15 protein-coding genes and 1 pseudogene are annotated in these 14,970 nt (G+C 67.7%); 11 read left to right on the forward strand and 5 right to left on the reverse strand.

All coding sequences use genetic code 11. The features are described from left to right. Positions 1-341 precede the first annotated feature (341 nt). Positions 342-1,943, forward strand: a complete 1,602-nt coding sequence (locus B1818_RS09600) for a GMC oxidoreductase (protein ID WP_078112580.1) — start codon at positions 342-344, stop codon at positions 1,941-1,943. Here the strand turns inward: B1818_RS09600 and B1818_RS09605 are convergent, their stop codons facing one another. After that, entirely contained in the window at positions 1,944-2,582 is a 639-nt protein-coding gene (locus B1818_RS09605) for a TetR/AcrR family transcriptional regulator (protein WP_078112581.1), read from the reverse strand. It lies immediately after the preceding gene. Positions 2,583-2,827: 245 nt separating this feature from the next. On the opposite strand from B1818_RS09605, the gene B1818_RS09610 reads away from it, so the two are divergent. Beyond that, positions 2,828-4,822 (forward strand): OPT family oligopeptide transporter, encoded by a 1,995-nt coding sequence (locus tag B1818_RS09610; protein WP_078112582.1) that lies wholly within the window; start codon positions 2,828-2,830, stop codon positions 4,820-4,822. A 1-nt stretch (position 4,823) separates the two neighbouring features. Beyond that, positions 4,824-5,435, forward strand: a complete 612-nt coding sequence (locus B1818_RS09615; protein ID WP_078112583.1) for a maleylpyruvate isomerase family mycothiol-dependent enzyme — start codon at positions 4,824-4,826, stop codon at positions 5,433-5,435. 17 nt (positions 5,436-5,452) lie between these two features. On the opposite strand, the gene B1818_RS09620 is transcribed toward B1818_RS09615, so the two are convergent. Then, positions 5,453-6,022: a type 1 glutamine amidotransferase domain-containing protein gene (locus B1818_RS09620; protein WP_058252794.1), complete on the reverse strand. Its 570-nt coding sequence runs from the start codon at positions 6,020-6,022 to the stop codon at positions 5,453-5,455. 153 nt (positions 6,023-6,175) lie between these two features. Between B1818_RS09620 and B1818_RS09625 the strand changes: the two genes are divergently transcribed. Genes B1818_RS09625 through B1818_RS09640 form a run of 4 tightly spaced genes read left to right on the forward strand, consistent with a single transcriptional unit; the run spans position 6,176 to position 9,970 of the window. Next, on the forward strand, positions 6,176-7,279 hold the full coding sequence (locus tag B1818_RS09625; RefSeq protein WP_078112584.1) for an alpha/beta hydrolase: 1,104 nt from the start codon (positions 6,176-6,178) through the stop codon (positions 7,277-7,279). A 57-nt stretch (positions 7,280-7,336) separates the two neighbouring features. Then, positions 7,337-7,735 (forward strand): hypothetical protein, encoded by a 399-nt coding sequence (locus B1818_RS09630; protein WP_238994967.1) that lies wholly within the window; start codon positions 7,337-7,339, stop codon positions 7,733-7,735. Next, entirely contained in the window at positions 7,716-9,305 is a 1,590-nt protein-coding gene (locus tag B1818_RS09635; protein ID WP_238994966.1) for an ATP-binding protein, read from the forward strand. The genes B1818_RS09630 and B1818_RS09635 overlap by 20 nt, the downstream gene beginning before the upstream one ends. Beyond that, the gene (locus B1818_RS09640) at positions 9,302-9,970 is read left to right on the forward strand and encodes a response regulator transcription factor (protein WP_078112586.1); all 669 of its coding nucleotides are present in this window, start codon (positions 9,302-9,304) and stop codon (positions 9,968-9,970) included. The genes B1818_RS09635 and B1818_RS09640 overlap by 4 nt, the downstream gene beginning before the upstream one ends. A gap of 7 nt (positions 9,971-9,977) precedes the next feature. Here B1818_RS09640 and B1818_RS09645 read toward each other — a convergent pair whose 3' ends face one another. Together B1818_RS09645 and B1818_RS09650 are read right to left on the reverse strand one after the other, a co-directional pair. Further along, a complete protein-coding gene (locus B1818_RS09645; RefSeq protein ID WP_078112587.1) occupies positions 9,978-11,123 on the reverse strand; it encodes a hypothetical protein in 1,146 nt (381 codons plus the stop codon). Positions 11,124-11,127: 4 nt separating this feature from the next. Further along, a complete protein-coding gene (locus tag B1818_RS09650) occupies positions 11,128-12,261 on the reverse strand; it encodes a phosphotransferase family protein (RefSeq protein ID WP_078112588.1) in 1,134 nt (377 codons plus the stop codon). 116 nt (positions 12,262-12,377) lie between these two features. On the opposite strand from B1818_RS09650, the gene B1818_RS09655 reads away from it, so the two are divergent. The 3 genes from B1818_RS09655 to B1818_RS09665 are packed head-to-tail and all read left to right on the forward strand — an operon-like array spanning position 12,378 to position 14,233. Continuing rightward, on the forward strand, positions 12,378-12,965 hold the full coding sequence (locus B1818_RS09655) for a TetR/AcrR family transcriptional regulator (protein ID WP_078112589.1): 588 nt from the start codon (positions 12,378-12,380) through the stop codon (positions 12,963-12,965). A gap of 28 nt (positions 12,966-12,993) precedes the next feature. Then, entirely contained in the window at positions 12,994-13,419 is a 426-nt protein-coding gene (locus tag B1818_RS09660) for a CoA-binding protein (protein WP_058252786.1), read from the forward strand. A gap of 16 nt (positions 13,420-13,435) precedes the next feature. Next, the gene (locus tag B1818_RS09665) at positions 13,436-14,233 is read left to right on the forward strand and encodes a hypothetical protein (RefSeq protein ID WP_078112590.1); all 798 of its coding nucleotides are present in this window, start codon (positions 13,436-13,438) and stop codon (positions 14,231-14,233) included. Between the two features lie 39 nt (positions 14,234-14,272). Here the strand turns inward: B1818_RS09665 and B1818_RS09670 are convergent, their stop codons facing one another. Further along, positions 14,273-14,662 carry a LysR family transcriptional regulator substrate-binding protein gene (locus B1818_RS09670; protein WP_368275505.1) on the reverse strand — a complete coding sequence of 130 codons (390 nt, stop codon included), beginning with the start codon at positions 14,660-14,662 and terminating at the stop codon, positions 14,273-14,275. On the opposite strand from B1818_RS09670, the pseudogene B1818_RS24405 reads away from it, so the two are divergent. Beyond that, positions 14,646-14,873: pseudogene (locus B1818_RS24405) on the forward strand (DUF4440 domain-containing protein); the annotation flags it as partial. The gene B1818_RS09670 and the pseudogene B1818_RS24405 overlap by 17 nt on opposite strands. Positions 14,874-14,970: the final 97 nt, after the last annotated feature.

Genomic DNA, 14,970 nt, shown 5'->3' on the forward strand with positions numbered 1-14,970 from the left:
ACTCGGCCACGATCCCGACCAGGTCCACGCGAGCGCGGCGCGCCGCACTCACGCCTGCGCATCGGCCGTACACCGATGGCGGCCCTACCCACGCCCGCGACGATTCAGTCACATGACTGAAGGGCTTGTCAAGGGTTGCGTCGGCGATGTCCCCGATCACCGCTGGTCACCGAAGTGGCCCTTGACACATAGGTCGTCCATGACAAATCCTGTGTCGCGACGGCCACGCCCCGGTCCGTCCCGCGCGGCGTCCTCGGCCCGCGACCACGGTCTCCACCGTCTCTCGAGCTGCCGAATCATCAAGCACCCGGCGCCATCTCGCGCCGAACGACAGGAGAGCCATGACCGGGGTATCACCGACGAGACGTACCTTCCTGCGAGCGGCGGCGATGACCGCGGCGGGTTCGGCGGCCGCTGCCGTCACCGGAGCCGGACCGGCGTCGGGAGATCCATCGCGACGTATCCGGCGGACACGCGAAGAGCATCGGGTGGTGATCGTCGGCTCGGGATTCGGCGGTGGCGTCGCGGCCCTCCGGCTCGCGCAGGCCGGCGTGCCGGTCCTGTTGCTCGAGCGGGGTCGGCGGTGGCCGACGGGTCCGAACTCGGAAACCTTCCCGCGTGCGTCGAGTCCGGACAAGCGGATCCTGTGGCACGAGTCGACCCCGAACCTCTTCGGCAAGCCGCTGAGCGTCGAACCCTATGTGGGACTGTTCGAGTCGGTCGCGGGCGTCAACATGACCGCACTCTGCCCGGCCGGCCTCGGCGGTGGTTCCCTTGTCTACCAGGGCATGACACTGCAACCGAGCGAGGCGGTGTTCAACGAGCACTTCCCGAACGCACTCGACTGGCAACTGATGAACCGTGTGCACTACCCGCGGGTCGCGCGGATGCTGAAGGTCGCGGTGGCGCCGAACTCTGTGGTGCGTTCCCCGCAATACCTCGCACCGCGACAGTTCGCGAAACGAGTTCGGGCCGAGGGCCTTCCGCTGCAGAAGATCCCGATGCCGATCGACTGGGGGTATGCCGCGGCCGAGCTGCGTGGCGAGATGAAGCCCGCCTACACCAACGGCGACGGCGCCATCGGCGTGAACAACGGTGGCAAGCACAGCGTCGACGTCACCTATATCCGCGAGGCCGAGGCGACCGGGCGGGTTCAGGTCCGAACCCTGCACACCGTGCGGCAGGTCGCCCGCCGACCCGACGGCCGATGGTCCCTCGAGGTCGAACGCACCGACGAGTCCGGGAAAGTGTTGGAGCACAACGAACTGATCGCAGGGACACTCATCCTGTCGGCGGGCAGCGTGAACACGACCAAGCTGTTGGTGAAGGCGCGCGCGACCGGAACCGTGCCGGGCCTGCCCGACGGGGTGGGGCACGGATGGGGCACCAACGCCGACCGGATCTACACCTGGACCAGCCCCAGTATCGACTTCGGGACGGTACAGGGCGGACCGGTGGTCTTCGGCAGCCCCAACTGGAGTGATCCGAAGAGCGCGTTCACCGTCATCCAGGCATCGCTGCCGCCACTACCCGTGTACGCCGGCACCACGATGATGGTCGGCTTCGGGGTGAGCTCGGGACGTGGCGTCATCTCCTACGACTCGGCGACCGGAGATTCGGTGATCCGCTGGCCACACGAGGGCGATTCGGAGATCCAGACCAAGCACATCGACCGGACCGTGCGCCGGATCGCCGGACCCGACGCCGTCCTGACGGACACCAATGCGGTGTTCCCCTCGACCTGGCACGCGCTCGGCGGGGCCAACATGGGTGCGGTGTGCGACCTCGAGGGGCGCGTCCACGGCCAGCGCGGGCTCTACGTCATCGACGGCGCGCTCATGCCGGGCAACACGGCGGCCTGCAATCCGTCGATGACCATCGCGGCGGTCGCCGAGCGCGCTCTCGACCGGATCGTCGCCCGGGATGTCGGCACGGTCATCTGATCACCGGGAGGCGGCCGGCGCGAGCCACATCCCGGTCAGCGCATCGACGACCAGGTCGCGCTCGTGCTCCCATGGGGCTGTTCGAGTCCCGCCGTCCTCGGCGGCCCGTTCGATGTCGGCGAGCGCGTTGACGATCATGTGGCGCGTCAGGTTGTTGCGCACTTCGAGCACGTCGTCGGGAAAGGTCGGCAAGGTGGCGTAGAACCGGTCGAGGATCGTCATGAGGACCTCCGATCGCGCGGTCTCCGCATAGAGCAGGGCGGTCGCGGACGGATCGCTCGACACCTGGGCGAAGAACCGGGCGAAGTAGCTCGGCGCACCGATCTGTGCGAGGTACTCGACCTCGGGCCCGACGAGGCAGCGGAGCCAGTCGCGGACCCCGGGGTCGGGTCCGACCTCCGACAGGCATTTCTGGCGAAGCCGCTCGATCGGGACGTTGTGCGACGTCAGGGTGGCGCGGAGGAGATCGTCCTTGGAACCGAAGTGATGGCCGACGGCATAGTTGTTGCCCTGACCGGCCGCCTTGCTGATCTGGCGACTGGACACGGCCGCGACCCCGTTCAGGGCGATCAATTTCTCGGCCGCCTCGATGAGCAGCGCACGGGTGCGGGCAGACTGCTCCGTCTTCCCTTCGCTCATGGATCGATGATGCCCTACCGTCGCCGATCGAGACGCCGGGATGGTGGCCGTGTCCGACTCGCCGAAACACCGCAAAGCGGTCAGTGCCGTACGGAGGTGCGTCGACGCGACACGCGAACCGACCCCGGCTGCGCGGGAAGTCGCAGCGCGAGTGGTCATCCGGGCCTAAGGTGGATCGACGAATGTCCGGATGATCCACCGTCCGACCGACCGCCGGTCGCAGGACCCGACTGTTAGGGGACCAGATGGCGACTGCGCCTCCGGCCACGGCGAACCTGCGAGAACTGACGCTCCGAGGTGCCGTCCTCGGTGGCATCATCACGCTGGTCTTCACGGCCGCCAACGTGTACCTCGGACTCAAGGTGGGCCTCACGTTCGCCACCGCGATCCCGGCCGCCGTCATCTCGATGAGCATTCTGCGGTACTTCGCCAACCACTCGGTGGTCGAGAACAACATCGTCCAGACGATCGCGTCCGCCGCCGGCACGCTGTCGGCGATCATCTTCGTCATACCCGGTCTGGTCATCATCGGATGGTGGACGGGCTTCCCGTACTGGATCACGGTGGCGGTCTGCGCGATCGGCGGAATCCTCGGCGTCATGTACTCGATCCCGCTACGGCGCGCGCTGGTCACCGGCTCCGACCTGCCCTACCCGGAAGGCGTTGCGGCAGCAGAGGTACTGAAGGTCGGCGATTCCGCGGGCGGCGCCGCGGAGAACAAGGCCGGCCTGCGCACGATCGTCATCGGTTCGCTCGCGTCGGCCGGTTTCGCCCTGCTCACCAAACTCCAGGTCCTCAGCGATTCGATCTCGACGACGATCAGGATCGGCACGGGCGGAACGTTGTTCAGTGCCGGGTTGTCGATGTCGCTGATCGGCATCGGCCATCTCGTCGGGATCACCGTGGGCATCGCCATGCTCGTCGGGGTGGTGATCTCCTACGTCGTACTGCTGCCCATCGAGACCCAGGGGCGCACGGCGGGGGAGGATTTCGGCGACGCCGTCAGCTCGATCTTCGCCAACGACGTGCGACTCATCGGGGCCGGGGCGATCGCCATCGCGGCCGTCTGGACGCTGATCAAGGTCATCGGTCCGATCGTGCGGGGAATCCGGGCGGCCATGGTCTCCTCGCGATCGCGTCGGGAGGGGGTCACGGTCGACATCACCGAGCGGGACATGCCGATCAACATCGTCGGCGGCAGCATCCTCGTGCTGCTCATCCCGATCGGAATCCTGTTGTGGGACTTCGTGCGCGACACGGTTCTGGAGGGCAGTGCCACCGGGATCATCGTGGTCAGCATCGTCTTCGTGTTCGTCATCGGACTGGCGGTCGCGTCGGTGTGCGGGTACATGGCGGGCCTGATCGGGTCGTCGAACAGCCCCATCTCCGGCGTGGGCATCCTGGTGGTTCTCATCGCCGCACTGCTCGTGAAGCTGACCTTCGGGCCGGCGGACGACTCGCAGACCGACGCGCTCATCGCCTACACGTTGTTCACGGCCGCGGTCGTCTTCGGCGTCGCGACCATCTCCAATGACAACCTGCAGGACCTCAAGACCGGTCAACTCGTCGGGGCGACACCGTGGAAACAGCAGGTGGCGCTGATCATCGGCGTGCTGTTCGGGTCGGCCGTGATCCCGCCGATCCTGCAGCTGATGTACGAGGCCTTCGGGTTCGTCGGCGCGCCGGGTGCCACCGAGGACGCGCTCGCGGCACCGCAGGCCGGGCTGCTGACGACCCTCGCGCAAGGTGTCCTCGGGGCGGACCTGAACTGGGGACTCGTCGGAATCGGCGCCCTGATCGGCGCGGTGGTGATCGTGATCGACGAACTCCTTGTTCGCGCAGGGCGTTTCCGGCTGCCGCCGCTGGCTGTCGGGATGGGTATGTACCTGCCGATGTCGGTGGTCCTGATCATCCCGATCGGCGCCTTCATCGGTCACTACTACAACCGGTGGGCCGAACGCAGCGGCGGCGCAGTGGAACACAAGAAGCGGATGGGTGTCCTGCTGGCCACCGGTCTGATCGTCGGCGAGGCGCTCTTCGGCGTGGTCTTCGCCGGGATCGTGGCGGCCACAGGGGATGACTCGGCGCTGGCGATCGTCGGCGACGGCTTCGGGACCTGGGCACAGATCCTCGGCGTCATCGTGTTCGCCGCGACCATCGCCCTCCTCTACGACCGTGTCCGCAAGATCGCGACCGAGAGCGGGACGTCGTCGACGACAGCCGGCACTCCGAAGGACTGAGATGGCAGGGGGAACACTGACACGTGCGATCGACGATTTCACGGCCGGTGCCGAACATCTGACGCGGTTGGTGAACCTGATCGCCGACGATCGCTGGGACGGAACCGGTCTCGGCGAATGGTCGTTGCGATCGCTCGTCGGACATGCGAGCAGATCGCTGACGACGGTCGTCACCTACCTGGCCGAGCCTGGTGGTGATGTCGAATTGACCTCGACCGCGGCCTATTTCGCATCGATCCGCGGTTACGGAGACCCCGCGTCGGTCCGACAGCGAGGAGTGGACGCCGGGCTGTCCCTGGGGAACGATCCGCGCGCCGGGGTCCGGGAGCGGCGCGCACAGGCCGTCGACGCCCTTGCGGGAACGGGGGATCGGCCCCTGACGACGCCGTTCGGCGGCATCATGCTGTCCGACTACCTGCCCACCCGGACCTTCGAACTCGCGGTGCACGGTCTCGACATCTCGCGGGCGATCGGTTCCGATCTCCCGCTGCCGGCCGAGGTGCTGGCGTCAGCGCTGTCGACGGCGGCCGCCACCGCACTGCTCACCGGTCAGGGCGAGCAGGCGTTGCTCACCCTGACCGGCAGGGAATCTGCACCGTTGTCCGTCGTCTGACGTCCCCGACGGGGCGGTCAGCTCGCGACGTTCGTGCGCGCGAACTCGGCGACGATCGCGGCGTTGAAGGCGGCGAGGTCGTCGGGCTTGCGGCTGGTGATCAGCACGTTGTCCCCGTCGCGGCATGTCACGACCTCCTCGTCGACCCAGGTGCCGCCGGCGTTGATGACGTCGGTGCGCACACTCGGGAACGACGTGAGGGTGCGGCCGCGGACAACGTCCGCCTCGATCAGGGTCCAGGGCGCGTGGCAGATGGCCGCGACCGGCTTGCCGGCATCGAAGAAGCTGCGCACGAAGCGGACGGCGGGCTCCGAGGTTCGCAGGAAATCCGGGTTCGCGACACCGCCCGGCAGGACCAGCGCGTCGAAGTCCATCACGCGGGCGTCCTCGAGAGGGGTGTCGACGGGGAAGGTGTCGGCCTTGTCGAGGTGGTTGAACGCCTGCACCGTGCCGGAGTCGGTGGACACCAGGACGGGCTTGCCGCCGCACGCCTCGACCGACTTCCACGGTTCGGTGAGTTCGACCTGCTCGGCGCCCTCCTGGGCGACCAGGAAAGCGATGGTGGTGCCGTTCAGTTCTTCGGCCATGGCCGTGTACCTCCTTGTACGCGCCGACTACGGCATCGGCGCCTCGTCGGATCCGGTACCCGCGGGCGTCGTGCACCAAACGGTCACACCCCGCCCGGGCATGACCCGGGCGGGGTGTGTTGAATGTCCCCGGACGAAGACTGGGAGGTAGTGGTGGGTGGTTTCGACGGCCTCGCGACGCTGGTCCATCTGGCACGTGGTGGACAGATCGGCGAGTCCCACGAGACGCCGCACACGGTGATCGCCGACGGACCGCACCGCACGCTGCGGCGGTACGGCACCGACGACGAGGTGATCGCAACCGTCGGCACGGGACGGCGACCGGTGCTGCTGATCCCGCCGCTCGCGGTGTCCACATCGTGCTACGACCTCGCCGACGGGCTGTCGGTGGTGCAGTTCCTCCTGTCGACCGGCCGGGTTCCGTACGTTCTCGACTTCGGCGACATGACCCGCGACGACCGACACCTCGGGTTCGCCGACTTCTTCGACGACATCGTCCCCGGGGCCGTCGCCGCGACCGTCGCAGACTTCTACGGCAGCGCCGATGACCCGACCCCCGGAACGTCGCGGGATCCCGCGGGGGTCGATCTGCTCGCGTGGAGTATCGGCGGGACGATCAGCCTCATGACCGCTGCCGCGAACCCGGACCTGCCGGTGGCGTCGGTCGTCGCGGTCGGGACGCCTCTCGATTACTCCAAGGTCCCGCCGTATCCACTGGTCAAGACGCTGATGAAACCGGTCGGCACCGCGCCGGTGACGATGGCGCTGCGAGCGCTCGGCGGGATCCCCGCGCCGCTGGTCCGCCTCGCCTATCGAGGCACGGCCTGGCAGCGCGAACTCAAGAAGCCGGGCTACATCCTGTGCAACGCCGACGACACCGACGCCCTCGTGCGGATGAAGGCCATCGACCGTTTCCAGGAGACGATGCCCGGTTATCCCGGCAAGGTGTCCGAGCAGATGTGGGAGAACTTCATCATGCGCGGTGAGCTGGCCGACAGCGTGCTCGACTTCGGCGGGCGCGTCGTCGACCTCGCCGATGTCGATGTCCCGGTCGCCTTGTTCGGTAGTCACCGGGATGCGATCGTCAGCTGGGCCGCGGCCCACCACGGCGTGGAGCTGCTGTCCGGGGCGCCACGCGTCGAGTTCACCACGGTGGAGACCAGTCACCTGGGTCTGATCGCCGGGTCGGCTGCGGTCGAACAGACGTGGCCCCGCATCGACGAGTTCTTGACGTCGGTGCACGCAGTTCGTAGATGAAAAAACCTTCATCTTCGACTCATGGACGGCTCACCGGCGTCCGCCAGAGTCGTTGACATGAACTTCTCACGAGTACTCGCCACCATCGCCCTCGGTGCGCTCGCGGTTGCCGTCGTGACCGCCAGCTTCTTCCTCATCCGTTCGCCCGAGCCCGACCTCGCGTCGGACGCCGTGTCCGTGGACGTGTCGTCGCAGACACCCCAGATTCCGACGCCTCAGGCCCAGACCCCGCCTGCCCCGGCGCCGGTTCCCCAGATCCCGGCCGGGGCTCCGGTGCAGCGGGCCGTCCCGCCGAACCTGGGTTCCGACGACGACGACTGGTGCAACGTCAACGCGGCCCATCGCGACGACGATTGTGATGACGACTGGGACGACAACGGTCGGGACGACAACGACGACTGGGACGACCAGGGCGACGACTGGGACGATGACATCGATGACGACCAGGACGACTGACGACGCGAAACCGGAGGCAGCCGGCGCCGGGAGCGGAGCGAGCGGGCCGAATCCAGCCGAGAGTGCGGGTGTGCGCCAGCGTCCGGCGCTCTCGGCGCGTTGGCGTATCACGGCCTGGATCATGCTCACCACGTTCCTGCTGCTGGTGGTGGTGTTCGTGGTGACGCGCAACCTGCTGCTCCGCGACGTGGACACCCGCGTGAACAACTACGTCGCGCAGGAGGCCAGTGAGTTCCGGACGTTCGCGGCCGAGGGGGTCGACCCGACGACCACCGAACCGTTCACCTCGGTGTCACGGTTGCTCGAGGTGTTCCTGTCGCGGCAATCGGCCGGCGAGGGGGAGGTCATGGCCGGCGTCGTCGGCGACACCGAGATCCTCGAACTGCCGGGTAATGCCTGGCCGGAGCCGGGCGAAGGACGCCGTGTGCTCGACGAACTGCGCGCCCAGAGCGGGGCGGCCGGGGTGCTGATGACCGCTCATGGAGAAATTCGTTGGGGCAAGGTCGATCTGGAGCCGGCCGGTGGTGGGTCGGCCGATCCGGCGTCCGAGGCGGCGCAACCGGGGACGTTCATCGTGGGCATCTACACCGACCCGGGGCGGGAACTGGTGGACCGCACGATGCGAGTCCTCGCGATGGTCGGGTTGGGCGGGATGATCGTCACCACCGGTGTGGCCTATCTCGTCGCGGGACGGATCCTGGCTCCGGTCCGGAGCGTGCGGATGGTCGCCGCGGAGATCAGCGAGAACGACCTCACCGCGCGCGTGCCGGTCATCGGCCGTGATGACGTGGCCGCGCTGGCCCAGACCTTCAACGCGATGCTGGACCGGATCGAGGACGCGTACACGACGCAGCGGCAGTTCGTCGACGACGCCGGGCACGAGCTACGGACGCCGATCACGGTGGTGCGCGGTCATCTCGAGTTGTTGCCCGACGATCCGGCAGAACGGCGTAAGACCCTCGATCTCGTGGACAGCGAGCTGGTACGGATGGGACGCATCGTCGCCGATCTGCTCATGCTGGCGAAGTCCGAGCAACCCGACTTCGTGGTGGCCAGGCCGACCGACGCGGCGCAGTTGATGCTCGACATCGAGTCCAAGGTGCAACCGCTCGGTGATCGGCAGTGGTTGCTCATGGAGGTCGCCGAGGGGCCGTGCACCGTCGATCACGAGCGGATCACCCAGGCGATGCTGCAGTACGCGTCCAATGCGGTCCGGCACACCCGCGAGGGATCCGTCATCCAGCTGGGTTCACGCTTCGCCGGCGTCGGAGAGCAGCGGCATCTGTCCATCTGGATCACCGACGACGGCCCGGGCGTCGAGCAGCAGGACGCGGCGCGGATCTTCGAGCGCTTTCAGCGCGGGCGGTCGGCGTCGTCGCCGCAACACTCGTCCGGGGCCGGCCTGGGCCTCGCGATCGTGCGGGCCATCGCCGACGCCCACCACGGAATCGCTTGGGTACGCAGTGTTCCCGGCCACGGTGCAACGTTCGGCATCGATGTCCCGGCCCCCGACATGACCACCTACGTCGATACAGCGTCGTCGGTATCAGGAGAAGGAGAGCGGCGATGAGCCGGGTTCTGATCGCCGAGGACGATGCGCGGATCGCGTCGTTCATCGGCAACGGATTGCGGGCGGCGGGTTACAGCACCGAGCACGTGTCCGACGGCTTGTCCGCGCTCGAAGCCGTGCGCAGCGGTGCTTTCGACATGGTGGTCCTCGACATCGGACTTCCGGCAATGGACGGTTTCGACGTGCTGTATTCGATGCGCGGCGAGGGGATCTCGACGCCGGTCGTCGTTCTCACCGCCCGGGACAGCGTGAGCGACACGGTGAACGGACTCGAGGGCGGCGCCAACGACTACATGACCAAGCCCTTCCAGTTCGCCGAGTTGCTGGCGCGCATCCGGTTGCGGCTCGTCGACGATTCGGCGGTCGCGTCGGAGAACCTGCTGTCCGCCGGGGATCTTCGGTTGGATCTGAAGTCCAGGCGCGCCCGGGTGGGTGCGGAGACGTTCGACCTCACCGCGCGCGAGTTCGCACTACTGGAGGTGTTCCTGCGTCACCCCGATCAGGTGCTCTCGCGCGAACAGATCCTCGGCCACGTCTGGGGTTACGACTTCGACCCGGCGTCGAATGTGGTCGACGTCTACGTGCGCGCCCTGCGGAACAAGATCGGTTCTCACCGATTGGAGACGGTGCGCGGCATGGGGTATCGGCTACGCGCGTCGAACTAGTCGCTCCTCACTCCGGTGCGACACTGAGCCAGTCGGCGAACCCGGAGGGGTCGTGCCGGCCCAATGCCCCGTGCTCGAAGAGCCCCCAACCGGTGCGGGTGGTGCCGTCGGACTCCCGGCATTCGGCGCGTCCGACGTGATCGATCACGCCGAACGGCATGCGACCGACGATCTCGGCACTGTTCATGTCGTAGGTGCGGCGTTCGGTGAAGTCCGTTCCGCGCCAAGCGCCGTGGGTCCAGTCGGGGTCACCGCCGTAACCGCCGCCCACATGAATGGGCACGGGCAGCAGGGACTCCACCTCCAGCGTCACCGAGGATCCCCCCGCCCCGGTCGTGGAAATCGTTGCACCGGTGGGTACCCGGGTGCCCGGGGCGTAATGGACCGAGACGTTCGGCCAGCCCAGTTGCTCGACGCGGCCGTCTTTCCACACGCGCGAGCAGTCGTTGAGTGTGCGGTAGCCGTCGGGGTCCTCCTGGAGGATGAGGACGAGCTGGAAGTCGTCGAAGGCCATGGGGACGTACAGCCACCACATGCCCTCGAACGGTGGATCCGCCGGCCGCCCCGCGGGCTCGGGCTCGCCGACCGGCCGGATTCCCCACGAACGGTCGCGGGTGCCGATCCAGGTCGACGGGTCGACGACGATGTCCTCGCCATCGACGGTGATAGAACCACGCCAGCTGCCGACCTGCGCGAACCGCTGCGCGTCGAGGGTGACCTTTGCGCCTTGCCTCATCACGTGCGGCTGTTCGAGCAGTGCGTCGAACAGGCCCTCCCAGTGGAGATCCAGGGCGATGCCCTCGGTCTCGTCCAGCGTCAGGTGCAGCGCGCGCAGCGGGTTCTCGATGCTCAGCCGATAGTTGCCGACGCGCTGCTCGAGCCGGTTGTCGTCGATCGCGTCGCTGAGGTGCACCGCGGTCTGGGTGTCGGTGCCGTCCGGGTTCCGCCGCCGGATCAGCACGAACGCGTCCTTCACACCCAGGTTGGGGTAGTAACCGATCCCGGTGATGAGAAAGATGGTGCCGCTGCGGTCGTGGGCGTTGAGGTACGCGCGGTCATAGAAGTTGCGGTCGCTGTTGCCCGGCCAGGCGATCGGTTGTGGCAGTTGGTGAATGGGATACTCGTCCATCGGCCCCAGGCCGCGTCGGCTCATGTGGTCAGTCCTCCTCGAGGAGTCGTTCGAGCAGTGGTCGGTGGTAGAACAGGGTGCCGTCGACGTCGTCGGGACGTTCAAGTTCGCCGAAGTGCACGCGGCGGGCGCCGGTCCGCATGAAGACACAGCACCACTGGACCGCGGCATGGACGTAGAACCAGCGCAGGTCGCCCAACTCGACTCCGGTGAGCTCGCGGTAGGTGTCGCGGACGTCGTTCTCGCGGAGCAGGTCCGGCAGCCCGGGAAGGCCGGCCATCGTCGCGAGCTCTTGGAAAACCCGGTGTGCGAAGATCACCCAGGCGATGTCCAGTTCGCGGGGACCGGTGCGCGCCATCTCCCAGTCGAGCACCGCCGTCGGGGTGAAGTCGACGAACATCATGTTCCCGATGCGCGAATCTCCCCAGGACAGCACCGGTTCGGCGTTCGCGGCATCGTCGGGGAAGTTGTCGGCGAGCCAGGCGAGCGCCCGTTCGACGAGAGGCGAGCGCCCGATCCCCTCGATTGAGAAGTCGTACCAGTCCCGCAACCAGGCGAGCAGACGAGCGAGGGGAGTGTCACCGGCGGGTAGGTCGTCGGAGAGGAAGTCGAACTGCCGGGCCGCGTCGGGGATCGAGTGCAGGGCGGCGATCACGCCGACCGCGGACTCCTGGGCCCGCCGGCGATCGTACTCGGCGGCGTCCCCGAACCAGTTGTCGCCGAACGTGTACGGCATGACATCGGGTGGGACCTCGCCCTCGCACCGGTCCATGAGGAAGAACGGGGCGCCCAGCAGCGAGCCACTCGGTTCGAGGTGATGTACCGCGGGGACCGGGACGTCGCTGAGTTGCGCGACCAGCCGCATCGTCTCGTACTGGTGATCCATGCGGTAGGAGCGGAACACAGGGACGTCGGCGGTCGAGGGTGCCATCCGCATCACCCAGTGCCGGGTCGGTTCGCCGGGCCAGGTCACCGATACCGGGATGGTCTCCGACGACATGCCGTTGCTGTCTCCGGAGGCTGCGACCGTGACCTCCGGTACGACCTCGGATGTGTCGTCCTGCTCGGACAGCCAGCGCGCGAGCGTCTCGGGGACCGAGGCGTTGTCGCGGCTGGAACGTTGCAGATGGTCGATCTGCTCGACGGCTGGCTCGGTGGCCATGGCACCCCCTGTGATCGATACCGGCGGATTCGCTACGGTGAGTAGCGTTATGACAGCAGAACGGTCGTGCGGTCCGCAGCGACTTCGGGAAATCTCTGTGCGAGAGTTGGCAAGCGATGAGTACTGAGACGGGAGAAGCGGTCTCGGGGCGGCCGCGCGACCTGCGTATCGACTCCGCGGTACTCGACGCCGCAGCCGAACTGCTCGTCGATGTCGGATACCGCAAACTCACGATGGCCGCGATCGCCGATCGTGCGGGGACGACGAAGACCGCGCTCTACCGCCGCTGGTCGGGGAAGGCGGAGTTGGTGCACGATCTGGCGTTCGCCCGCATGACACGACTCCCGCCGTCCAGCGGAGAGGTGGGCGCCGACATCCGCACGATGGTCGGAGCGGCGCGCGACCTCTTCGCGAGCCCCGTGACCCGCGCGGCGTTACCCGGGCTGATCTCGGACATGGCCGCCGATCCCGAGCTGGCGGCACGTGTGCACTCCGGGTTCGCGGAGGTGTTCGGCGCGTTGCGTGATCGGTTGGTGGTCGCCGTCGATCGCGGCGAGGTGCATCCCGATGTCGATCCGGATCGGCTCATCGAGGTCGTCGGCGGGGCGGCGATGCTGCATGCGGTGTTGCTCGACAATCGCGACTTCGAGACCGCGTGGGCCGATCAGCTGAGCGCGATCGTCGTGCACGGAGTTCTCCGATGACTCGCCCGCGCCCACCTACACTCGTGGGATGACCGCCCCCAGCAACACCGACGATGTCGTCGAGCAGATCCTGTCCACCTACGACGCGATCACCGTGGTCGGTGCCAGCGCCAATCCGTCGAAGGCCGCCAACGAGGTGCCGGCGTACATGAAGAACCGTGGCTGGCGGATCATTCCGGTGAATCCCGCGGCCGACGAGATCGTCGGGGAGAAGGTGTACCGCACCCTGGCCGACATCCCGGAACAGGTCGGCCTCGTCGACGTGTTCCGCCCGGGACCCGAGTGCGCCGACGTCGCCCGGGCGGCCGTCGCCGCCGGCGCGACCGCACTCTGGCTGCAGCTCGGGATCATCTCGGCGGAGGCGCGGGCGATCGCCGAGGATGCGGGTCTGCTGTACGTCGAGGACCGCTGCCTGATCATCGAGCAGCGCCGCACCGGTATCGTCCCCGGCTGACGCCGAAGGTGACCCGGTGAACTTCCTCGACGAGCTCACGCACCAACGACTGCCGCTGTTCCTGCTGTTCGCGTCGTTCGTCATCACGTTCATCGTCACGCGGGTGATCACCCGACTCATCCGGGCGGGCAAGGGCCCCTTCCGCAACAACGTCTCAGACGGCGTGCACGTGCACCACATGGTGCCCGGTCTGATCCTGACGATCGTCGGCGCCTTCCTCTCGGTGGGTGTCAACGGGGCGTCGCCCGGTGCGGAGATCAGTGCGGTGTTGATCGGTGTCGGCGCCTCACTGGTGCTCGACGAGTTCGCACTGATCCTGCGCCTTCAGGACGTGTATTGGTCACCGGAGGGCCAGCTCTCGGTTCAGGTGGTGGCGCTGACTGTGGCCGCGCTGGGCATGGCGGTCCTCGGGTTCAACCCGCTCGACGACGCGGACGTGGAGATCGGTCCCGTCGCGCTGGTGGCCACCGTGCCGATCAATGTCGCCTGCGCGATCCTGTGCGTGCTCAAGGGCAAGTTCTCCACCGCCATCGTCGGCGTCTTCATCCCGGTGTTCGCCTGGGCCGGTGCCATCCGGCTGGCCCGGCCACACTCGGCGTGGGCGCGCCGGCGGTACGCACCGGCGAAGACGGAGAAAGCGCGGGCCCGCGCGAAGAGATTCGACGACCGTTGGGGCCGTTGGGGTCTGAGCATCGGCGACCTCATCGCGGGCAAGCCCACCGACCCCGCGAGCGTGGTCGCCCCGTCGCTGGAGGCCTCGGCCGCCGCCGATCCCGGGCCGACGCACCCGACCGACGAACGTCAACTCGACTGATGGACTTCGATCGAAGTCCATCAGTCGAGTTCGAGTTCATCAGTCACCAACCGCGAACGCGTCTCGGGCAATTTCGACGAACCGTGCTGCAGCAGCGGAGTTCCCCGACCTCCAGAGCAATCCCAGATGTGCGGTGGCATCGACATCCCGGATCGGCACCCCGACCACGCGGTCGTCGGCCGCGGCGATCGACTCGCTGAGAATGCCGACTCCCATTCCGCTGCAGACCAACTCGATGATGGCGTCCGGCGACGAGGCCTCGATCGCGGGTCGGATGGCTCCTCCGGCGACCGAGGCCGCCGCGTCGAACACGCTTCGGATACCCGCGCCGCGGGGCAGGCAGATGAGCGATCGGTCGCGCAGCGAGGCGAGATCGACGGTGCGGCCCCGGGGCCGGCGCGGTGAGGTCGCGCGCGGACGGGCCGCGATCCGGGATCTCTGGGCATCGGTCTTGGCGCACCGGCCGACCTTCGCGCCGGAACCGCCGTTGCCGACCCTGGTATTCGGGGACGATCTTGCACTCACGTCGACTCCACCCCGTGATGGTGCAGGTGCCCGCGCGCAGGTGGTGGCGCGGCAGGCCGACGGATCGTGGGTGCGGATCATCGACCAACCGGAGTTCCAGGCACCGCAGTCCTGAGACTCCGGGCCCGGATTTCTGAGGCCGGATTCAGATCCCGTGCTAGCTTCGCTGTGGTGGCGGTTACATCCGCCGGGCGACGGTGCGAAGGGACGGA

This window comes from Gordonia sp. IITR100, from assembly GCF_002009645.1.
Lineage (GTDB): Bacteria > Actinomycetota > Actinomycetes > Mycobacteriales > Mycobacteriaceae > Gordonia > Gordonia hongkongensis.

What these genes read in the sequence shown, in the direction of transcription:
- B1818_RS09600 (WP_078112580.1), top strand. Translation starts at nt 342, where the DNA reads ATGACCGGGGTATCACCGACGAGACGTACCTTCCTGCGAGCGGCGGCG.
- B1818_RS09605 (WP_078112581.1), bottom strand. Translation starts at nt 2,582, where the DNA reads ATGAGCGAAGGGAAGACGGAGCAGTCTGCCCGCACCCGTGCGCTGCTC.
- B1818_RS09610 (WP_078112582.1), top strand. Translation starts at nt 2,828, where the DNA reads ATGGCGACTGCGCCTCCGGCCACGGCGAACCTGCGAGAACTGACGCTC.
- B1818_RS09615 (WP_078112583.1), top strand. Translation starts at nt 4,824, where the DNA reads ATGGCAGGGGGAACACTGACACGTGCGATCGACGATTTCACGGCCGGT.
- B1818_RS09620 (WP_058252794.1), bottom strand. Translation starts at nt 6,022, where the DNA reads ATGGCCGAAGAACTGAACGGCACCACCATCGCTTTCCTGGTCGCCCAG.
- B1818_RS09630 (WP_238994967.1), top strand. Translation starts at nt 7,337, where the DNA reads ATGAACTTCTCACGAGTACTCGCCACCATCGCCCTCGGTGCGCTCGCG.
- B1818_RS09635 (WP_238994966.1), top strand. Translation starts at nt 7,716, where the DNA reads ATGACGACCAGGACGACTGACGACGCGAAACCGGAGGCAGCCGGCGCC.
- B1818_RS09640 (WP_078112586.1), top strand. Translation starts at nt 9,302, where the DNA reads ATGAGCCGGGTTCTGATCGCCGAGGACGATGCGCGGATCGCGTCGTTC.
- B1818_RS09645 (WP_078112587.1), bottom strand. Translation starts at nt 11,123, where the DNA reads ATGAGCCGACGCGGCCTGGGGCCGATGGACGAGTATCCCATTCACCAA.
- B1818_RS09650 (WP_078112588.1), bottom strand. Translation starts at nt 12,261, where the DNA reads ATGGCCACCGAGCCAGCCGTCGAGCAGATCGACCATCTGCAACGTTCC.
- B1818_RS09655 (WP_078112589.1), top strand. Translation starts at nt 12,378, where the DNA reads ATGAGTACTGAGACGGGAGAAGCGGTCTCGGGGCGGCCGCGCGACCTG.
- B1818_RS09660 (WP_058252786.1), top strand. Translation starts at nt 12,994, where the DNA reads ATGACCGCCCCCAGCAACACCGACGATGTCGTCGAGCAGATCCTGTCC.